The organism is Sulfurospirillum sp. E15m (genome assembly GCF_059415145.1).
The window spans coordinates 170,510-189,807 of record NZ_JCAHZS010000001.1; the positions used below are offsets into that span (position 1 = coordinate 170,510).

Annotated in this window: 20 protein-coding genes and 1 riboswitch; of the genes, 14 read left to right on the plus strand and 6 right to left on the minus strand. The window is 40.0% G+C overall.

The genetic code is table 11. The features are described 5' to 3' along the window. Positions 1–145 precede the first annotated feature (145 nt). The 6 genes from AC5SLP_RS00870 (at position 146) to AC5SLP_RS00895 (ending at position 5,094) form a co-directional block, all read left to right on the plus strand. Positions 146–1,063, plus strand: a complete 918-nt coding sequence (locus tag AC5SLP_RS00870; protein ID WP_495253247.1) for a manganese-dependent inorganic pyrophosphatase — start codon at positions 146–148, stop codon at positions 1,061–1,063. A gap of 10 nt (positions 1,064–1,073) precedes the next feature. Continuing rightward, entirely contained in the window at positions 1,074–1,853 is a 780-nt protein-coding gene (locus tag AC5SLP_RS00875) for a hypothetical protein (RefSeq protein ID WP_495253248.1), read from the plus strand. A gap of 133 nt (positions 1,854–1,986) precedes the next feature. Then, positions 1,987–2,754, plus strand: coding sequence for a complement resistance protein TraT (locus AC5SLP_RS00880; protein ID WP_495253249.1), 768 nt, complete (start codon positions 1,987–1,989; stop codon positions 2,752–2,754). A 151-nt stretch (positions 2,755–2,905) separates the two neighbouring features. Beyond that, entirely contained in the window at positions 2,906–3,625 is a 720-nt protein-coding gene (gene ubiE, locus AC5SLP_RS00885; RefSeq protein ID WP_495253250.1) for a bifunctional demethylmenaquinone methyltransferase/2-methoxy-6-polyprenyl-1,4-benzoquinol methylase UbiE, read from the plus strand. Further along, positions 3,622–4,878 carry an exodeoxyribonuclease VII large subunit gene (gene xseA, locus AC5SLP_RS00890; RefSeq protein ID WP_495253251.1) on the plus strand — a complete coding sequence of 419 codons (1,257 nt, stop codon included), beginning with the start codon at positions 3,622–3,624 and terminating at the stop codon, positions 4,876–4,878. Before ubiE ends, xseA begins: the two co-directional genes overlap by 4 nt. A 57-nt stretch (positions 4,879–4,935) precedes the next feature. Beyond that, positions 4,936–5,094, plus strand: coding sequence for a hypothetical protein (locus AC5SLP_RS00895; protein ID WP_495253252.1), 159 nt, complete (start codon positions 4,936–4,938; stop codon positions 5,092–5,094). On the opposite strand, the gene AC5SLP_RS00900 is transcribed toward AC5SLP_RS00895, so the two are convergent. After that, positions 5,091–5,279: a CCE_0567 family metalloprotein gene (locus AC5SLP_RS00900; RefSeq protein ID WP_495253253.1), complete on the minus strand. Its 189-nt coding sequence runs from the start codon at positions 5,277–5,279 to the stop codon at positions 5,091–5,093. The two genes, AC5SLP_RS00895 and AC5SLP_RS00900, sit on opposite strands and share 4 nt — an antisense overlap. A 188-nt stretch (positions 5,280–5,467) precedes the next feature. Between AC5SLP_RS00900 and AC5SLP_RS00905 the strand changes: the two genes are divergently transcribed. The 3 genes from AC5SLP_RS00905 (at position 5,468) to AC5SLP_RS00915 (ending at position 9,310) form a co-directional block, all read left to right on the plus strand. Continuing rightward, complete coding sequence (locus AC5SLP_RS00905) at positions 5,468–7,885, plus strand: diguanylate cyclase domain-containing protein (protein ID WP_495253254.1); 2,418 nt, start codon at positions 5,468–5,470, stop codon at positions 7,883–7,885. A 74-nt stretch (positions 7,886–7,959) separates the two neighbouring features. Further along, positions 7,960–8,136: a hypothetical protein gene (locus AC5SLP_RS00910; protein ID WP_495253255.1), complete on the plus strand. Its 177-nt coding sequence runs from the start codon at positions 7,960–7,962 to the stop codon at positions 8,134–8,136. Then, positions 8,123–9,310, plus strand: coding sequence for an L-serine ammonia-lyase (locus AC5SLP_RS00915; protein ID WP_495253256.1), 1,188 nt, complete (start codon positions 8,123–8,125; stop codon positions 9,308–9,310). The genes AC5SLP_RS00910 and AC5SLP_RS00915 overlap by 14 nt, the downstream gene beginning before the upstream one ends. Here the strand turns inward: AC5SLP_RS00915 and AC5SLP_RS00920 are convergent. After that, the gene (locus AC5SLP_RS00920) at positions 9,307–10,290 is read right to left on the minus strand and encodes an adenosine deaminase (protein WP_495253257.1); all 984 of its coding nucleotides are present in this window, start codon (positions 10,288–10,290) and stop codon (positions 9,307–9,309) included. The two genes, AC5SLP_RS00915 and AC5SLP_RS00920, sit on opposite strands and share 4 nt — an antisense overlap. Before the next feature lie 70 nt (positions 10,291–10,360). Here AC5SLP_RS00920 and AC5SLP_RS00925 point away from each other — a divergent pair, with 70 nt between their 5' ends. From AC5SLP_RS00925 to ribB, 4 genes are all read left to right on the plus strand, one after another. Continuing rightward, positions 10,361–11,242 carry a DMT family transporter gene (locus AC5SLP_RS00925; protein ID WP_495253258.1) on the plus strand — a complete coding sequence of 294 codons (882 nt, stop codon included), beginning with the start codon at positions 10,361–10,363 and terminating at the stop codon, positions 11,240–11,242. A 97-nt stretch (positions 11,243–11,339) separates the two neighbouring features. Then, complete coding sequence (locus AC5SLP_RS00930; protein WP_495253259.1) at positions 11,340–12,092, plus strand: SDR family NAD(P)-dependent oxidoreductase; 753 nt, start codon at positions 11,340–11,342, stop codon at positions 12,090–12,092. An 11-nt stretch (positions 12,093–12,103) separates the two neighbouring features. Next, complete coding sequence (locus tag AC5SLP_RS00935) at positions 12,104–13,015, plus strand: AraC family transcriptional regulator (protein WP_495253260.1); 912 nt, start codon at positions 12,104–12,106, stop codon at positions 13,013–13,015. Positions 13,016–13,060: 45 nt separating this feature from the next. Then, positions 13,061–13,223: riboswitch (FMN riboswitch) on the plus strand. 91 nt (positions 13,224–13,314) lie between these two features. Further along, on the plus strand, positions 13,315–13,950 hold the full coding sequence (ribB, locus tag AC5SLP_RS00940) for a 3,4-dihydroxy-2-butanone-4-phosphate synthase (protein ID WP_495253261.1): 636 nt from the start codon (positions 13,315–13,317) through the stop codon (positions 13,948–13,950). Between the two features lie 38 nt (positions 13,951–13,988). Here ribB and AC5SLP_RS00945 read toward each other — a convergent pair whose 3' ends face one another. Beyond that, entirely contained in the window at positions 13,989–14,867 is an 879-nt protein-coding gene (locus AC5SLP_RS00945) for a LysR family transcriptional regulator (RefSeq protein WP_495253262.1), read from the minus strand. A 102-nt stretch (positions 14,868–14,969) separates the two neighbouring features. Between AC5SLP_RS00945 and AC5SLP_RS00950 the strand changes: the two genes are divergently transcribed. After that, positions 14,970–15,998 (plus strand): YeiH family protein, encoded by a 1,029-nt coding sequence (locus AC5SLP_RS00950; protein ID WP_495253263.1) that lies wholly within the window; start codon positions 14,970–14,972, stop codon positions 15,996–15,998. A 35-nt stretch (positions 15,999–16,033) separates the two neighbouring features. On the opposite strand, the gene AC5SLP_RS00955 is transcribed toward AC5SLP_RS00950, so the two are convergent. The 3 genes from AC5SLP_RS00955 to mqnF are packed head-to-tail and all read right to left on the minus strand — an operon-like array spanning position 16,034 to position 18,966. After that, positions 16,034–16,885, minus strand: coding sequence for a YitT family protein (locus tag AC5SLP_RS00955; RefSeq protein ID WP_495253264.1), 852 nt, complete (start codon positions 16,883–16,885; stop codon positions 16,034–16,036). Continuing rightward, positions 16,886–17,746, minus strand: coding sequence for a signal peptide peptidase SppA (gene sppA, locus AC5SLP_RS00960; protein ID WP_495253265.1), 861 nt, complete (start codon positions 17,744–17,746; stop codon positions 16,886–16,888). Further along, a complete protein-coding gene (gene mqnF / locus AC5SLP_RS00965; RefSeq protein WP_495253266.1) occupies positions 17,740–18,966 on the minus strand; it encodes an aminofutalosine deaminase family hydrolase in 1,227 nt (408 codons plus the stop codon). Before mqnF ends, sppA begins: the two co-directional genes overlap by 7 nt. Between the last annotated feature and the right edge of the window lie 332 nt (positions 18,967–19,298).

The following is a 19,298-nucleotide window of genomic DNA, read 5'->3' on the forward strand; positions in this document are numbered from 1 at the left end:
TCATATAAAAGACTCTAAGAAGCGATTTTTGCAAAGGAGTGTTAAATTTGTATTAAAAAAATGAAGAGATACTTTTAATGATAGGGTATTTCAAAATGAGGAACAATCGGCTATAATTACATGTAAAAACACATAAGGAATTTTAATGCAAACCTATGCTTGCGGACATATTAATCCCGATTCTGACTCTATTTGTTCAGCCATTTCACTCTCGTATCTCAAAACACAATTGGGAGAGCCTTGTACTCCTGCACGTCAAGGTGAGCTGAGTCCAGAGACAGAATTTATTTTAAAAACGTTTGGTCTTGAAAAGCCGATGCTTAAAAATGATTTTTCAGGAGATAATCTTTATATCACCGATTATTCAGACCTTGCTCAAGCGCCTCACAATCTCAAAGAGACGACAATTTTAGGGATTGTCGATCACCATAAATTAGGAGATATCACAACGACGACACCTCTTGAGTGTTGGATACGCCCTGTGGGTTGTACCAATACGATTGTTAAAGAGATGTATGACCATTACAAAATTGAAATCCCTAAAAATATTGCGGGTGCAATGATGCTTGCTATTTTAAGTGACACGGTTTTATTCAAATCGCCAACGTGTACAAAAGCAGATACAAAAGCGGTCAAAGAACTAGCAAAAATAGCAGGCGTGGAAGATTTTAAAGCCCTTGGTATGGAGATGTTCTTAGTAAAATCAGCCGTGATTGGTGCAAGCCCGCGTACACTCTTACTTCGTGATTACAAAGACTTTGAAATGGGCGGCAATAAAATCGGTATCGGTCAGCTTGAAGTCGTAGACTTAAAAGTTTTCGATACGATGAAAGAGGCGTTATTTGCCGATATGAAAGCGTACAAAGAAGAGGGTGGCCGTCACACTGTCATGCTTCTTTTAACCGATATCATGATTGAGGGTTCTCAATTTTTAGTTGTTAGTGATGATGAAAGCAAAATTGAAAATGCTTTCAATCAAAAATTAACCAACCACGAAATGTGGGTAGATGGCGTGTTAAGCCGTAAAAAACAGGTCATTCCTGTCATGGAAAAGCAATTTTAAAAGTCTTAGTGTGAAAAAAAGCACAATTAAAAGACGGTATCTGATTCTTGCTCCTAAAGAGGTGGTAAAGTGTATCCTTACCACCTTTCCTTTTTATAAAAAAACGCTTCATCAGCTCTACATTGAAAATGAGCAAGCCGTTTCTGAACGGTTTGGTGTTGTGAGCGTACGATTTACATCCATTCAAGAACAAGATGCTTTTGAAAAAGATTTGGCATCGTTTATCCTCTTAGACGTGAGTCAAGACAAACGGTATAAAAATCGATACCTCTCATTATTTGGATTACCTCAAAATTATGATTTCTCGTTGAAAGAGGTCTTTGCCAAATGCGATAAATTGACAACCGATGAATTAGAGCTTTCCTTGCTTGGCGGTATGAGCACTCAAAAAGTTCTTAAGGTTTTGTTCTATTATGAGATGCTCTGTTTTGAAAGAGCGGTTGCGGATTTATTGGAAGATGGGGCAAGCGCTCCTAAAACCATTTTTAAGATAGTGCACAATAGTATCTCTTTGCTACGATGCAGTCAATCTATTTTTGATAATACTATGCTCGCGGCATTGACGCAAGCACTCCATCCTCTTCTTTGCAAAGACAGAGAAAAGCTTCTTAAATTCGTGCAAAGCTCTTCTTATCAAACGCTTTTGTTGGATATGCACTTTTTTTTAATGGAAGAGAGCGGTTTTTACCTGCTCAAAAAAAGTGAGATGCCCATCTTGTTTTTTGTGAAAAAAGAGCTTAAAAAAGAAGATTTTAAAATTGCTCAAAAACTCAAGAAATCATTCGATTGATGCTTAAGAAATTGAGTTGAGACGAGATAGTTTAAGACAGTATTAAAGACGTCTACAAAGCCATTGTTACAAAGAATTTAACATAATTGGGTACAATAACACACTTAATTTACAAGCGAATAAAGGATTTACGATGAAAAAAACTTTACAAGTAGGATTAGCGCTTAGTGCTGCTTTAGTTTTGATGAGTGGTTGTGCAACATCACAATTACAAACCAGTGCACGTATGACACAAAGCGTTTTTATTAATCCTGTTGCCAAAGAGAAGCGAACCGTTTTTGTTTCGACTAAAAACACCAGTGGCGCTCCAATCAATCTTGAAAACCGTATCGTTCAAGCATTGTATGCAAAAGGATATACGATTGTGGATGATCCTGAAATGGCAACGTATGTCTTAATGACCAACATTTTATTCTGCAACAAAAAAAGCGAAAACAATGTTGCCAGTGGTGCTTTAATGGGTGGTGCAGCCGGTGCGATTGCTAACTCTGGAAGTAACGGAAGAAGTATGGCAGCTGCTGGTCTAGCTGGTGCAGTTGTGGGTGGTTTAATCGGTAAAGCAACCGAAGATACTATCTATCAAATGCAAGTGGATATTGTGATTCGTGAGAAAGCCAAAGGTAAAGTTATGGCAAGTACAGGAAGTGTTGGAGGACAAGCTTATATTAGAGATGGTCAAAAAAGTGGTTTCCAAAATAGCTTTGGTGGACCTGTCCGAGATGATACTACAGGAAGAATAAACTCCAATACCTATAATAACAGTAGCCAATCTTATGAGAGTGATTTTATTGAACATAAAACAATGATGTTTGCTGAAGCGACTAAAATGGATTTAACACTTTCTGAGGCTACACCTATTTTAGAAGATAAAATTGCACAACAAATCGCAGGATTGTTTTAATTTTTTACACGCACCAAGGGCAAAGCTTTTGGTACTACGTTACACTAGGTACTAAAGTTTGCCTCTTGTGAGGCAGAAATATTTTTTAGACATTATGTTTATAGAATTTGTCTCATTTTCGGGCAAAATATTTTACAAGTTAGGAATTGTTTTGGAGAATAACGACAACAAGCAACAAAAAATTGTTCAGATGTTTGATGACATCGCTGGAACATACGATACGGCCAATCGCGTTTTAAGTATGGGCATTGATATCCAATGGCGTAAAACAGCGTGCGATGAAACCTTTGCACGTTATAACAAACCGATAGAACTTATCGTGGACGTCGCTTGCGGTACCGGCGATATGATGGGCTATTGGGCAAAGCAGGCTAAAAAAGCGGGACGCGATATCGGCAAAATCTTAGGTATTGACCCTTCTGTGGGCATGACCAATGTGGGCAAACAAAAGTTCCCGGAATTTGAGTTTGTGATCTCAGAAGCAACGGAGCTTCCTTTACCCGATGAGAGTGCGGATGTATTGAGTATTAGTTATGGTATTCGCAATGTCGTTAAACGTCAAGAGGCGTTTCGCGAGTTTGCGCGTGTTCTCAAACAAGGCGGATATGTTGTTATTTTAGAATTCACCAAAGATGATAAAAAAGGTCTTTTCTTTGCGATTAAAGATTTTTATTTGAATAAAGTTTTACCTATTTTAGGTGGGATCATCTCTAAAAACAAAGAAGCGTATGAATATTTACCAAATTCTATTGAAGGATTTTTAACGGCGTCAATGCTTCAAAAAGAGTTGGATGCCGCAGGTCTCGAGACAGAATTTTGCAAAAGCTTCTCCATGGACATCTCCACACTGGTGATTGCTCGAAAACGATGAGTCAAACATTAAGTGTTTCGAGTTTAAACAATCAAATTAAATCTCTACTGGAGACTACCTTTTTACATGTCAGTGTCGAAGGGGAGGTTTCCAGACCCACGTATCACAGCTCCGGGCATCTGTATTTTACGCTCAAAGATGCCGACTCTTCTATCTCGTGCGTGATGTTTAAAGGCAATACAAAATCGTTAAAATTCCAAGTTGAAGAGGGCATGGCAGTCATTATCCATGGTTCTATCTCCGTTTTTTCTCCTCGTGGAACCTATCAGATTAACTGTTTGAGCATGGAGCCCTCAGGGAGCGGTGCGTTAGCCAAAGCGTACGAGCAACTCAAAACAAAACTTGGCGCAAAAGGTTATTTTGAGGTGGCTCATAAAAAAAGCCTGCCTAAATTTATTCGTCATCTTGCTATCATCACATCAGGCACGGGAGCCGCGCTACAAGACATGCTTCGTGTGGCGCAAAAACGCTGGCCGTTGGTTGAGATTACACTGCTAGATACTTTAGTGCAAGGTGAGAATGCTAAGTTTGCCATTGCCGCTAATATCGCTCGAGCCGATAGTCTAAAAGCCGATGCGATTATTGTAGGACGAGGTGGTGGAAGTATTGAAGATTTATGGGCATTTAACGAGGAAATCGTTGCCGATGCTATTTTTACATGTAAAACGCCCATCATCTCTGCGGTTGGGCATGAAATCGACTATGTGATTAGCGATTTTGTTGCGGATTTGCGCGCTCCAACGCCCTCTGCTGCGATAGAAATGCTTTTGCCAGACCAATTTGAAATGCTTCAGCGCCTTGATACGATGATGGAGAACTGTCATCTTCTTGCACGCCGAATCATTCACAGCAAAGAGGAGGGCTTGGTGCATCTAAAACGTGCCTTTTCTCAACGCTCGATGGACCAAAAAATCGCGTTATGGAAAAGTGAGATTGGTTTACTTGAGTCACAATTTAACGAGCGTTTACAAAGACTTTTTCGTGATAAAACCTATCTCATTACCTCTTTTCGTGAGCAAATTATTTTTCAAACACGCCAAAATCTAGCATCCAAAGAGCAATTACTAAAAACGTATCTCAACACTTTAAATGCTAAAGAGCCGAGTCTGGAACAAAAAGAGTGTTATGCTCAAATTGTCAAAGAGGGTAAAAAAATTGCTCTGGAAAAAATTAAAATAGACGATATGTTCGAGCTGCAAACACCGCATACCATTTTAACTGCAAAAGCCGTGAGTAAGCGAGAAATTGTATGAAATCTCTTACGATGATGCTCTTCTTTAGCATCATGGCATGGTGCGCTTGCTCCTTTGTTGATGGAAAAGCTCACTTTAAGTTCTGCAAAAGAGCTGATGCTCATTCATGGCGGTCAAAGTAAAGGCGAGCCGTGCTTAGCGTTTGCTTACCATGGATATAATGGTGTTGAGCAAGAGATTGTTTCAAAAATTTCTGATTGGATAGTGCGTCATTAAAGATTGTGTTGGGCTTTAAAGCGCTCTGCTTCTTTAACGGCTTCTACGACTTTGGCTGAAAGTATGGGTAATTCGTTGTACTTTACCCATAAGGTATCTTCAACGATATCGTGAATTTCGCCTGCGATTTCAACGGCTAAACGTTTTAATCTTGCTAACTCTTTTTTAAGTTCTTTTTCATCCATAGTGCGTTCTCCTTGCGTGACATTATTGTTGCAGATGCAAGGAGTATTCCTTGTGTCATAAAAAGTTGGATGAAGGAGAATACAGCGACGAATAGGGCTTTCAAAGATGGTGCATTTAAATTCAGGTTTATTAAATTATTTGACAAGTACAATTAATCAAATGGGAATGAAAAATAGGTGTATTTATTTTGAATAAGGAGCCTTCCATAAAGACTCAAAAAAACAGATGTTTTTTTCTTTTTTATTTCTTTCTTTTTCTGCTCAATCCCGTATTGATTTTTGCAGAACCTCCTTCTCTTTCTCAACCAACACTCAATCTGACCGATAACGAAAAAGCGTGGCTTCTTTCTCATCCTTCCATTCGGGTTGGAATGGACTCTGAATATGCTCCTTATGAATGGCTCAATAAAAATGGAACCTACGTGGGTATGGCAGTGGACTATCTGCGTCTTTTAGAGCAAAAATTAGGTGTTACGTTTGAAATTATGAAAGGAAAATCGTGGTCTGAATTGGTTGAGCTGGCTAAAAAAGGTGACATAGATGTCTTAACCAGCATTGTTAAAACCCCAGAGCGCTTAAAATATTTTTCCTTTTCTGAGCCGTATCGCGACACTCAGACGATGATCGTTGATAATGGAGAAGGGCAATTTATAGGGAGTTTAGATCGTTTATCAAAGAAACGTGTTGCCGTCGAAAAAAGTTATTTTACGCAAGAGATGCTCGCAACAAAATATCCAAACATTCATTTGGTCTTGGCTAATAATATTTTAGAAGCTTTAACTTTTGTGATGGAAGGAAAAGCAGATGCTTATGTCGGTGATATGAGTGCCATAAACTATACGATTAAAAACAATGGCCTTGAAAAACTTCGTATCTCAGGGCAAACCGAATTTTCAAGCCAGCATCGTTTTGCTTTTCCAAAAAACCATACAGAATTAGCTTCCATCATGACAAAAGCAATGGCATCCATCTCCAAAGAGGAATCCGATACAATTTTTAATCGGTGGATTGGGATGCGAATTGAGCAAGGAATTCAAGCAAAAACCATTCTGCAATACAGTGTGGGTATTGTCTGTTTGTTTATCCTGTTTGTGTATTGGTATTATCGCTTGGGACGGGAGATTAAAAATCGAGAAGCGGCTGAGATGCGTGAACGTCATCGTAACGATATTCTCGAAATGATCGCTAAAATGCTTCCTTTACCGACCATTCTTGAATCCATTGTCAAAAATGTGGAAGAACAAAATCCAAAAATGCTTTGCAGTATCCTTTTACTCGATTCTGAGGGTAAATCTTTTTCACAGGTGATTGCTCCTAGCTTGCCTGCCTTTTACAATGATGCTGTCAAAGGTCTTTGTATCGGTGAAAGTGTGGGTTCTTGTGGAAGTGCTGCGTATCTAAAAAAGCGTGTTGTGGCTGAAAGTATCGATACCCATCCTTACTGGCAACCCTATAAAGCGTTAGCCTTTAAAGCAGGGCTTAAATCGTGTTGGTCAGAACCAATTTTTTCATCCAATGGGGATGTCTTAGGAACATTTGCGATTTATCATGCCTGTGCATTAGCTCCTGTAAAAACAGATATTGCCGTTATAGAACAATCTGCCAATCTTACCAGTATCGCCATTGAAAAGAGCATTGTTACGACAAAACTTAAGGAGAGCGAAGAGCTTTATAGGCACTTGACAGAAGAGGTACGAGATGTTATCTGGAGAACAGATAAAGATTTAAACATCACCTATATTAGCCCGGCGGATGAGCGATTGCGAGGCTATAAAGCTTCTGAAGTGATAGGACACAGTGTTTTTGAAATGTTTACACCTGAGGGGGTGAAAATTATTGTAGAAAAATTAAAGCAGCGACAAGAAGAGGAGAGCAGAGGCATTTATAATGAATTTATTGCCTTTGAGATGGAACATCGTTGCAAAGATGGAAGACTCCTTTGGGGTGAAATTATATCCAAGCCTGAGCGCAATAAAAAAGGCGAAATTATAGGTTATCACGGTGTCACGAGAGAAATTACTTCGCGAAAAATGATGCAAGCCAATGTTGAACAATTAGCTTTTTACGATGTTTTAACCAAATTGCCCAACCGGCTTTTATTATCGGAACGACTTACCCTTTCTATGGCAAGCAGTAAGCGTAGCAATAAATATTGTGCCTTGTTATTCCTTGACCTCGATAATTTTAAGTCTTTAAATGATACCTATGGACATAGTATGGGCGATGTCCTTTTGGTTGAAGTCGCTAGTAGATTGATAGGATGCATTAGGGAGATAGATACGGTGTCACGTTTTGGAGGTGATGAATTTGTGGTTATTCTCCAAGACCTTGCTGAAGATAGAAATCATGTGAAACATCAAGTAAAAAGTATCGCAGAGACCATTCGAATCTCTTTATCAGAGCCGTATCGACTCAGACATACACTCTCTGAGTCTAAAAGCACCATTATTGAGCATTATTGTACGACAAGTATTGGTATTGCATTGTTTAAGAGCGATAATGATTCCAAGGATGAGCTCTTGAAAAAAGCTGATAAAGCCATGTATAAAGCCAAAAGCGCTGGAAAAAATACGATACAGTTTTACGAAAAAGACTCTCTTTCTTAACGGTAGTTTCACGTTGCATACTTCTAAGTTCAGATTCAATACAATACGTGCCAAATTTCTAGAAAAGGTTATCGATGAAACCAACATTATCAAAAAAAGGTACTTCATCACCCGTAAATTGGCAAAGTTCACCTGTTGATATGTCTTTACATGAGAGTCTTTTTAATATGAAAAATAGAACACATACTTTAAGACGAAAAGTTGTAAATACTTTGAACTCTTCCCATAAGGAATCTCATGGACTCGATTAAAGAACTTTTCTGCATAGGGCATGGGCCCTCTTCGAGTCATACGATGGGTCCTCAAAAAGCAGCCCTTCAATTTAAACAAAAAACTCCGGATGCTATTTCCTATCGTGTAACGTTGTATGGCTCTTTAGCCTTAACAGGCAAAGGACACTTAACCGATGTGACTATTATCGAAACTTTAGCGCCAACACCCACTGAAGTCGTCTTTCGGATGGATATTATGAAACCTTTTCACTCCAACGGAATGCTCTTTGAAGCCTTGGATGAACATTTTACATGTAAAGAGTCTTGGGAAGTGTATAGTGTAGGTGGAAGTGCGCTTAAAGAAGAGGGTGAAGCTCTCACAAAAGCGTCCATTTATCCACTTACGTCTATGAAAGAGATTATGGCGTGGTGTGAAAATGAGCATCAAGAACTCTGGCAATACGTTGAACGTTACGAAGATGAAACCCTTTGGCCTTACCTCAAAGAGGTCTGGGATACCATGCAAGAGACGATTGAGCGAGGACTCAAACAAACAGGCGTTTTACCTGGAACCTTGCAGTATCCCCGAAAAGCAAAAATGTTTTTTTCCAAAGCGCGCAAAGAAGATAAAAAAGCACACGGTTTAATGTTTGCTTACGCTTTAGCGGTCAGTGAAGAGAATGCCAGTGGGCACGTCGTGGTCACCGCACCTACCTGTGGGGCTTCGGGTGTTGTTCCCTCCGTACTACGTTACCTCAAAGAAGCATATGATTTAGATGAAACAGAGTGTTTGCGCGCGCTTGCCATTGCAGGTTTACTGGGAAATTTAGTGAAGTTTAACGGCTCCATCTCAGGCGCAGAAGTGGGCTGTCAAGGCGAAGTTGGCGTAGCGTGCTCGATGGCCGCAGGTATGGCGGCGTATATCTTTGGCGGTAATCTTCAGCAAATAGATTATGCCGCTGAGATGGGGCTAGAGCACCATCTTGGTATGACGTGTGATCCCATTGGTGGGTATGTGCAAGTACCTTGCATTGAACGTAACGCAATAGCGGCGATTCGTGCTATCAGTGCGGCAGAATATGCTTCCTATACGGATGGAAGTCATCGAGTCAGTTTTGATGAAGTCATTAAAACCATGGTTGAAACAGGGCGCGATATGAACACCAATTATAAAGAGACCTCGCTAGGAGGTCTTGCAAAACGCTCTATTTAAAGAGAAGCGATATAATTTTCTTTTTGTTCTGCACTTAAGAAGGATGCTTTAAAAGAGTTTTTAACAAGCTCTTTTAGCTCCGCTTCGCTTAGTGATAAAGCGTCCACAATGGCTTCATAATTCTCATTGACATACCCTCCAAAATAAGCAGGGTCATCGGAATTGACGGTGACTAAAACACCTTGGCGCAGAAGTGCTGCGATGTTGTGTTCTTGCATGCATTTGACCGCTTTGAGCTTGACATTGGAGAGTGGGCAAACGGTCAAAGGAATCTGTTTTTCAATGAGAAACTGCACCAGTTTGGCATCTTCATCACAAGCAATGCCATGGTCAATGCGGTTTACATGTAAAAGGTTAATCGCTTCCCAAATGTACGAACTATCGCCTTCTTCGCCCGCATGCGCAACGATTTTATACCCTTCTTTGGCGCTGGCTGCAAAGACGCGTTCAAATTTGGAAGGTGGATGTCCGACTTCACTTGAATCAAGCCCGACCCCGATAATTTTCTCTTTAAACGGTAAGGATTGCTCCAACGTTTCAAATGCCTCTGCTTCGCTAAGATGGCGTAAAAAGCTCATAATGAGAAACGAGCTAATACCAAGCTCTGTTTCGCCTTTCTCAAGTGCTTTGCAAATGCCATTCAGAACGGTTTCAAATGCAATGCCACGCTTTGTATGGGTTTGAGGGTCGAAAAAAATCTCCACATGCACAACATTTTGCGCTTTACATGTAAGAAGGTAGGCCCACGTCAGATCGAAAAAATCAGACTCAGTGACGAGCACATTCGCCCCTGCATAGTAAATATCTAAAAACGATTGAAGCGAGGTAAAATTATAGGCGTTTTTAACCTCTTCGACATTTTTGTAGGGAATGGCGATGTTGTTTTTTTGAGCCAACGCAAACATGAGTTCAGGTTCTAACGTTCCTTCAATATGAAGGTGCAATTCAGTTTTGGGGAGCTTGGCGATGAGTTCTTTCATAAGTCTACTTTTTGTGAAATTATAGCAAAGATTGAAAATGGGTTATAATAGTCTTTTCAAAAGGGTGGTGATGCAACGGTTTTCTAAAAAGGTACAAAGTATTTTTTATGTCGCACTGTGTATTGTTTTGTGGTCATTAATTCCCGTTTTTGCCAAATTGGGGCAATCGAGCTTGGATCACCATCAGTATCTTTTCTACTCCAGTGTCGTCTCGTTTCTTTCGCTTTTGGCTGTGGCTCTTTACACGAAAAAAACTCACGAACTTTTCAAATACTCGGCTAAAATGTATGGCTCTTTAATTGTCCTTGGGTTTCTAGACTTTTTTTACTACCTTATGCTCTATTTTGGGTATGAAAAATCCAATGGCTTAGAAGTGTTAGTGATGCAATACACATGGCCAATTTTTATTGTCCTACTCTCCTTAGTCATTCTCAAAGAAAAACTCACCGCAAACAAAGCGGCATCACTCATTTTAGGTTTTTTAGGGGTTACTATCGTCATCACCAAGGGTAATTTTGCATCGATTGATTTTTCCAATATCCGTGTCATTGCGATGGTTTTAATAGGCGCACTCTCGTTTGCGTTGTTTTCTGTTTTGAGTAAGAAAGTGAGTATCACGCTTTCCAATGCGGTCACTCTTTACTTTTTCACTGCCATTATTTACTCGTTCATCTCCATGCAAACATTCTCTTCGTTTGTTTTACCAAGTGCGCGTGAGTGGTTTTATATTCTCATCAATGGTATTTTTCTCAATGGCATTTCCTATCTCTTTTGGATTAAAGCACTGCAAAATGGAGATGCTTCGTTTGTTGCGCCATTTATTTTTATCACACCTATTTTATCGGCAACATCGATTATTATTGTCTTTGATGAACCCATTTTACCGGTTTACTTTATCGGGCTTGCGCTCATTGTCTCCTCTGGACTTGCCAATAGCCTTAAAAAACGTTAATTGATAGAAATAGGCAAATCTATAAGCATTTTGTGCTAACCTAAAAGATACAATTCATTATAGACTTTCATATCAAATAACTTCAAAGGAAAAAGATATGAAAACAGTGCTTATCACTGGTGGTAGTAGAGGTTTAGGCAAAAGTATGGCGTTGTTTCTCGCACAAAAGGGATTTGACGTGATCATTACCTATCAAACGTCTGAGCAAGAAGCACTGAAGGTTGTGGAAGAAATCAAACACTACGGACGTCAATCGGCAGCACTATCCTTGGATGTCTCAAAAAGCGACACTTTTTCAACATTTAGCGAAGAGCTGACATTGCTTTTAGATACCGTTTGGCACAAAGAGCAGTTTGATATTCTCATTAATAATGCGGGTATTGGTATCAACCAATCTTTTGAACAAACGAGTGTGGAAGCGTTTGATACCTTGATGAATATTCATCTAAAAGGTCCTTTTTTTCTGACACAAACATTATTGCCTCTCATCGCAGATGGCGGTAAAATTCTCAATATTTCAACGGGGCTGACACGCTTTAGTATCCCTGGGTATGCCGCGTATGCCATGATGAAAGGGGGTATTGAGGTTTTGACGCATTATTTGGCATTGGAACTTGGAAAACGTCGTATCAGTGTGAATGTGGTAGCCCCTGGTGCCATTGAAACGGATTTTGCAGGGGGTGTCAATCGGGATAATCCCAAGATTAACGAATACATCGCTTCTCAAATTGCCTTAGGGCGCGTGGGATTGCCTGAAGATATTGGTGCGGCGGTCTCTTTGCTGGTCAGTGATGATGCCTCATGGATTAACGGACAACGCATTGAAGTCTCAGGCGGTATGCGATTATAAAAGGAGTAATGATGCCAGTCAGTAAAGAAGGCTTAATAGACGAGTTGGTCATGCTGTTATCGCAAAAGAAATTGCATGAAGGACTTAATTCAACACCGATTGCACACATGAATGTGTTTAAAGCATCCTCACTTTCCCAGATGTTGCACACGGTCTATGAGCCCTCTTTATTCATCATCCTTCAAGGGGCTAAAGTGGTGATGTTAGGGCCACATACGTATGCGTATGATGCAACATCGTATTTAGTCTCTTCTTTGCATTTGCCCGTTACAGGGCAGATTATTGAAGCGTCTGCACAAAAGCCTTTTTTATCACTGCAACTGATGTTCGAGCCAGAGCAGATGATTGAGATGATGCAGTATGCGACGGTTTTGCAAACGCAGGCGAAGCATGAAGCTCACAGTATAGGGGTTGGATATACCACTGTTGAGCTTTTGGATGCTGCACGGCGTCTCATACGCCTATGGAATCAACCAGAAGAGATACCTGCCCTTGCTTCTTTAATCATCAAAGAGATGCTGTATCGCGTGTTGCAAGGTGAATATGGCGCGATGTTGCATCAGTTTGTCTTACGCGGTAGCAATGCGTATCGTATTGCAAAATCGATCGAGTCTATCAATAACGATGTCGCAGCTCCTTTGCGCGTGGATGTGTTGTGTAAAAAAGTGGGAATGAGTGTGGCATCGTTTCATAGGCATTTTAAAACTATAACCACTATGAGTCCGATACAGTATCAAAAGCTATTGCGGCTTCAGCAAGCACGCCAGTTGCTCCTTGGCGAAGTGAATGAAATAGGGGAAGCCGCTTTTTTAGTGGGATACGAGAGCCCTTCGCAATTTAGCAGAGAATATTCCAGAGTGTTTGGAAACGCACCATCTTTAGATATTAAACTCATGAAACAAAATTTAGTACGTATTTCCTAAAGTAATTTTATTTTTTAAGAATATTGCAGTATAATTTTTGTGAAACTTATTTCTCAGGGCAGGGTGTGATTCCCTACTGGCGGTAATCTTGTAACAAAGAGAGTCCGCGAGCGCTTTTACATGTAAGAAGTCTATTACATGTAAAAGGTCAGCAGATTTGGTGTGATTCCAAAACCAACGGTTAAAGTCCGGATGAGAGAGAATGTAGTGCATATTGCCATTGTTGATGACAAAATCGTGTGTCTATATTTAAAGATGCCCTGATTCTGGTAAGTTTACTCAATTTTTAGGAGTAACCCATGAATCAAATCTGTGCGAATTCTTCGCTCAACAGCTCCGTAATGCAAGCTTTGCGCGCATTACAAACTCAAAACGGTGTTATCGTGATGGATAACCATGATCGTGAAAACGAAGCCGATATCATCTTCCATGCAGAGTCTCTGACTACCGAACAAATGGCACTACTGATTCGTGAATGCAGTGGGATTGTCTGTTTGTGCTTGCCTCCTGAAAAAGCGGATGCACTTGAACTTCCCATGATGGTAACCCACAATCAGTCCAAGTTTCAAACAGGTTTTACCATTTCCATTGAAGCTAAAGAGGGTGTCACTACAGGAGTGAGTGCTAAAGACAGACGTACCACCGTTCATGCGGCGATTCACCCTGAGGGTAAAATGAAAATAGTCTCTCCCGGGCATGTGTTTCCTTTGCGCGCCAAAGCCAATGGTGTTTTAGAACGCGATGGGCATACCGAAGCGACGGTGGATTTAATGCGTCTTGCAGGTCTTTCTCCTTATGGCGTTTTGTGTGAACTCACCAATCCTGATGGGACGATGAGTAAAGGTGAGCAAATTGTAAAATTTGCCCAAAAACACAATTTACCGATTGTCAGTATTGATGAAATTATCGCATATCGCAAAGAACACACCCTCTAAAGAGTACAGTGTTACCTCAAAGCAGAGGTGACACTGCTCTAGTGGTGTGTGTGTTGCAGGACAAACTGTTTAAATTCGCTAAAGAGTTTACTGGGGTATTTATTTTTATGATAGATAAGGTGAAATGTACGCTTAATGGTTAAATTTTTGAGCCTCACTTCAAACAGTTCTCCTCGCTCCAACTCTTCTTTTACCACAACGCGTGAAACACATGTAATAGCTTGTGGGTAAGCGTGTAGAAGTATTTTTGCCTCTTCAAATTCACTAAATTCCATGCACAGGTGTATGTTTTGAGCAATGTCGCCTAATGCTTCTAAAAAAACTTCCCGCGTTCCAGAGCCTTTTTCGCGTAAAATCCACTTTTTTGAGAACAACTCATCAACATAAACGGTTTTATTGGCAAGGCTTTTATCACTTGTGACGACAATAAGCTCATCATTTCCGATGGCTTCTTTCATAATATCTGGGTCATCGCATGTCGATTCAATAAATCCAACATCGATAATAGCATTTTTTACCATATGAATAATCTGTGCGGAGTTGTGACTCTCTTTTTGAATTTGAACGCGTTCATTGTGCTGTAAAAAATCAAAAATTATTTTGGAAGTTACGAAGTTACCGATGGTTTTACTCGAAGCAATTTTTAAAATACCCGATAAGGTATTGCTAATAAAAAAATTTTGTGCGTCATTGAGTGCCATAAAATGAAGATACGTTCTCTCTTTAAAAAGCCGTCCTGTTTCATTCAAAACAAATTTTTTTCCGATACGATCAAACAATGGCTCACCAATTTTTTGCTCTAAAGATTTGATGGCTAATGAGATGGCAGACTGAGTGATACCAAGTTTTTGAGCTAAATTTGAAAGATGCGCATCATCGCACAAGTGGTAAAAAATGTTCAATTCTTTTAGGGTCATGCACTTCCTTTGATGAGTAATATTTATGATTATAGCAAATATAATTTATTTTACTTATTATGTTGAGAGTTTTATAATACGCTAAAAATTTGAAGGATGTGTATGTTTCAAAAAGAAAATAGACACAACACGTTAAGCGGAATTCTCTTCGTGGCACTATTTGCAACCAGTGCGACGTATATTGGTGAATTTGCAGTGTTTAAGCATCTTGGCATTAGCCCTTTGATTATCGGCATTCTCTTGGGTATGGTGTATGCCAATACCTTACGTCAAAAGTTGCCTAAAGAGTGGGTTCCGGGTATCTTTTTTTCCACCAAAACGATTTTACGAGCAGGCATTGTGCTGTATGGGTTTAGACTAACGTTTCAAAATATCGAGGAAGTGGGGCTTGCTGGCATTATAACCAGTGTTGCTGTTGTTAGTTTAACCTTTATTATTGGTTATATTGTAGGAACAAAAGTACTGAAACTCGACAAAGAGACAACGATTTTAACGGCAGCGGGTAGTTCTATTTGTGGTGCGGCGGCGGTACTTGCCACTGAACCTGTCGTCAATGCGGAAGCGTATAAAAGTACAGTCGCCGTTTCAACGGTTGTGGTGTTTGGAACCATTGCGATGTTTTTGTATCCTTTTTTATATAAATTAGGGTTGGTCCCTTTAACACCTTCTGAAATGGGTATATATATCGGAGGTACGATTCATGAGGTCGCACATGTCGTGGCTGCTGGTAATGCCATCGACCAAGAGACGGCGCAAAGTGCGGTTATCGTTAAAATGATTCGTGTGATGCTTTTAGCGCCTTTTTTAGTGATTTTGGGCTTTTGGTTGATGCGTAGTTCAAAAAGTACGCTTTCTAAAACCAAAACAAAAATTACGATTCCTTGGTTTGCGGTCTTCTTTATTGTCGTGGCTGGATTTAATTCATTGCATCTTTTGCCTTCTGTAGTTGTTGCAGATATCAATGCCATTGATACCTTTATGCTCACGATGGCAATGACAGCGCTTGGTATGGAAACCAGTACGAGTAAGTTCAAAAATGTAGGGATGAAGCCTATTTATTTAGCGGCAATTCTATTTTTATGGTTGATATTTGGTGGATTTTATATTGTGAAACTCTCGTTGATGGTTTAAACATGAGAAAGCTTTTTAGGCTTTCTCGTGTGTGCTTAATCTCTTCCTAAAAACTCAGAAGCCTCTGAAATAATGAGAAACGCTTCTGGGTCATACTCCCTGATAATATCTTTTAACAGTTGAATTTTAGAGGTTTCAACCGAGAGCAAAATAACCGTTTTTATCTGCTTTTGATGATGCAAGCCAACACCTGTAAAAATGGTACCATGCTCTTCGATACGTTCACGAATTTGTTCGGTTAAGGCTTCGACATTATTGGAAACAATATTGACGACTTTTTTAGAAGGTCGTCCTGTTAGAATCATATCAATAACTTTGGATGTCACATACACGCCAAGCATACTGTAGAGTGCTTTTTTCATGTCGCCATAGGCAAAAATATAGACAACCATAATGGTGACATCAATGATGAGCAAAACTTCAGCGGCTTTTAGTTTTGTCTTCATCGCAACAATTTCGCCGACGACGGAGGTGCTACCTGTGGAAGAGCGACCTTTAATGACCAGTCCAACACCAAGTCCTATAAAAATACCCCCAAAAATAGCGGCCAATAAAATATCATCGGTGAGTGGTTTAAGATGTAAAAACTCTCGAAAAAGGTCAGTAAAAAACGATGTTGCAAGAAGCGCCATAAAGGTTTTCATCGTATAAAGTTTTCCAAAATAGATAAATCCCAAAAGAACAAAAGGCGCACTGACGATAACAAGTAACGTTCCAAGCGTTAATTTTGTCATAAAAAAATGCAAAATTAGAGCAATGCCGATGCCACCACCTGTCACCATGTTATTAGGAGAGAGAAAGCAAACAACGGCAAATGCCATTGACATCGTGCCTAGAAGCACATAAAACGATTGTAAAAGCTGAAGCGAAAGCGTTGATTTTTTCATTTATTTTAAATATCCCATCAAATTAAAAATGGGCAATTGACTGCTGCTTTCAAGTTTTTTCATCCACTTGTCCATCGGGTCTGGTTTTTGCCAGATGGGTTGTTTGACTTGCGCAAGTTCTTCAACTTTCTCTTTAGCCTCATTGATTGAGCCAACCTCGTCAATCAGTTTTACATGTAATGCTTTACTAGCGATGAAAACTTGTGCATTTGCAAACTCATTGGGTTTGGTTTCATCAAGACCACGTGCTGTGGCTACGTCATGGACAAACAAACCATACGCATCATCAATGAGACCCTTTAAAGCACCTCGCTCTTTTGGCGTCCATTCACGCGTAAACGTTCCCATCTGTTTGTAATCGCCTGCGGTGATAATTTGCTCAGAAATTCCCAGTTTTTTAGCCAATTCAGCGACATTGGGTGCTTGAAAAAGAACACCGATAGAGCCAATAAACGCACCCGGATTTGCCACGATATAATTGGACCAAATGGATGCGTAATAGCTACCGCTGGTCATACTGCCTGCGGCATAAGCAACAACAGGCTTGTGCAGTGCCAAACGTTTGATAGCCATCGAAAGCTCAATAGACGGTGCTAGCGCTCCTCCGGGAGAGTTTACATGTAAAAGCACCCCTTTGATATGCTCGTCTTTATCTGCTTTGTTAATTGTCTCTAAGATGTCATCAATTTGTGTGATTTCCCCTTCGATTTTAACGACAGCAAGATTAGGCGTTTTAAGCTCTTCTTGAGAACCATAAATCAGTACGACAATCAAAATAAAAAGCAGTGCTTTAAAATGATTTTGGATGTAATTTAAAAGTGCGCCCACCCAAAGAAACGGTTTTTTAATCAAATCTAACATAGTTTTTCTCCATCAATAAACGTCATATGCGTTTGTTTTGTTTGTAAAATAAGCTGTAATGCCACGTCTTTTATTTCACAAGGTTGTGGCAACGTTGCGACGATGATATCGGCATAATTGCCTGTGTGAAGTGCTCCACATGGAAGTTTGAGTGCCTTTGCAGCATTACATGTAATACTTCGTAACAGCGTGATGGCAAGCGTTGAAAGTTCTTCTTGCGTATGCATCATTAAAGCGCATCGTAATTCATCCCAAAGGTTCAAAGAGATGTTCGAACTCAGACCATCGGTACCAATGGTAAGGTTGATGTTCTGTTCTTTAACCGTTGCAAGGGCTAGTTTCCCCACACCTAAAAGTCGGTTGGAAACAGGGCAATGCGTCAAAGTCGCTTTTTGTGTTGCGATGACATTTAACTCCTGCTCAGATGCTTGAACACCGTGCGTAAAAAGTGTGTCGTTGTGTTCAAAAAGCGCTAAATACTCCATCGCACTGCACATGGGTTTAGCATGAGGATTAAACGCATTAAAAAATGTCTGAAAATCTCCCGCACCTTCATCTAACCAACGTCGCTCTGCTGGGCTCTCCATAAAATGCGTTGAAACCACACATCCTTCATCACGTGCTAATTGCAGAGCTTTTTTTGCCAAAATTGGATGCGTTGAGTAGGGTGAATGCACCGAAATCGCAGGGATAAAGCGATGAGATGTCAATTCTTTTGAAGCCTCTAAGCGTCCTACAAAATCATTGTACATTGCATCTACCGCGCTTGGAACTGAACCTAACACTTCATTAAAATAAACGACACGTTGCGGTGTTTGCGTACACGCTTCTAAATCAGCTCCAAAACTACTAATCGCGCCAAGGGTTGTGGTACCGCTTTGGAGCATCTCTTGAAGTTTACATGTAATCAGTTCTGTTGTGGCAAGTGCGCTAAGTTCTTCACGGTGTTTGATGACTGATTGAAGCCAAGGAATGAAGTCGCCATAGTGAAGCATACTCTGGTTGGCGCTAAACTCTAAATGAACGTGCGTGTTAATGAGTCCAGGCAGAATAACGCTGTTCTTAGGTGTAGTAATAAGGGTTGCGGTAGGGTGCTTGGCACGTAAATCTTCACCGTTACCCACTTCAACGATGGTTGTGTCAAATAAAACGCCACCGTGTTCAATGATTTCAAATGTGTCATTGCACACGAGGACAAAATCAGCGATTAAAAGTTTCACGATTCTCCTTTAAAATAATGCGATATCCGCTAACATGATGTAAAAATTGCATATTATAGATTAAGACTGTCATGCACAAAAGAGAGCTTTTGAGATAGAGCGTGTCTCAATACTTGCGGGAGATTTACAGGCAAAGTTGATAGCGTTTTTTTTCAATAATTGACGTTTGAAAAAGGATAAATGATGCCGTGATTATATCCTAAACTAAACTTGAGACTCCTTTTATAAACGCATTAAAAAAAAGAGTATCGCTTATAGTACATCACTTTTTGAACTAACTCCTTATTGCTTCAAGGGTTATGCAAGAAGTCTATTGATATAATAAGACTAAA

What these genes read in the sequence shown, in the direction of transcription:
- AC5SLP_RS00870 (WP_495253247.1), top strand. Translation starts at nt 146, where the DNA reads ATGCAAACCTATGCTTGCGGACATATTAATCCCGATTCTGACTCTATT.
- AC5SLP_RS00915 (WP_495253256.1), top strand. Translation starts at nt 8,123, where the DNA reads ATGGACTCGATTAAAGAACTTTTCTGCATAGGGCATGGGCCCTCTTCG.
- AC5SLP_RS00880 (WP_495253249.1), top strand. Translation starts at nt 1,987, where the DNA reads ATGAAAAAAACTTTACAAGTAGGATTAGCGCTTAGTGCTGCTTTAGTT.
- xseA (WP_495253251.1), top strand. Translation starts at nt 3,622, where the DNA reads ATGAGTCAAACATTAAGTGTTTCGAGTTTAAACAATCAAATTAAATCT.
- AC5SLP_RS00910 (WP_495253255.1), top strand. Translation starts at nt 7,960, where the DNA reads ATGAAACCAACATTATCAAAAAAAGGTACTTCATCACCCGTAAATTGG.
- AC5SLP_RS00950 (WP_495253263.1), top strand. Translation starts at nt 14,970, where the DNA reads ATGTTTCAAAAAGAAAATAGACACAACACGTTAAGCGGAATTCTCTTC.
- AC5SLP_RS00920 (WP_495253257.1), bottom strand. Translation starts at nt 10,290, where the DNA reads ATGAAAGAACTCATCGCCAAGCTCCCCAAAACTGAATTGCACCTTCAT.
- sppA (WP_495253265.1), bottom strand. Translation starts at nt 17,746, where the DNA reads ATGTTAGATTTGATTAAAAAACCGTTTCTTTGGGTGGGCGCACTTTTA.
- AC5SLP_RS00900 (WP_495253253.1), bottom strand. Translation starts at nt 5,279, where the DNA reads ATGGATGAAAAAGAACTTAAAAAAGAGTTAGCAAGATTAAAACGTTTA.
- AC5SLP_RS00935 (WP_495253260.1), top strand. Translation starts at nt 12,104, where the DNA reads ATGCCAGTCAGTAAAGAAGGCTTAATAGACGAGTTGGTCATGCTGTTA.
- AC5SLP_RS00925 (WP_495253258.1), top strand. Translation starts at nt 10,361, where the DNA reads ATGCAACGGTTTTCTAAAAAGGTACAAAGTATTTTTTATGTCGCACTG.
- AC5SLP_RS00945 (WP_495253262.1), bottom strand. Translation starts at nt 14,867, where the DNA reads ATGACCCTAAAAGAATTGAACATTTTTTACCACTTGTGCGATGATGCG.
- ribB (WP_495253261.1), top strand. Translation starts at nt 13,315, where the DNA reads ATGAATCAAATCTGTGCGAATTCTTCGCTCAACAGCTCCGTAATGCAA.
- AC5SLP_RS00930 (WP_495253259.1), top strand. Translation starts at nt 11,340, where the DNA reads ATGAAAACAGTGCTTATCACTGGTGGTAGTAGAGGTTTAGGCAAAAGT.
- AC5SLP_RS00955 (WP_495253264.1), bottom strand. Translation starts at nt 16,885, where the DNA reads ATGAAAAAATCAACGCTTTCGCTTCAGCTTTTACAATCGTTTTATGTG.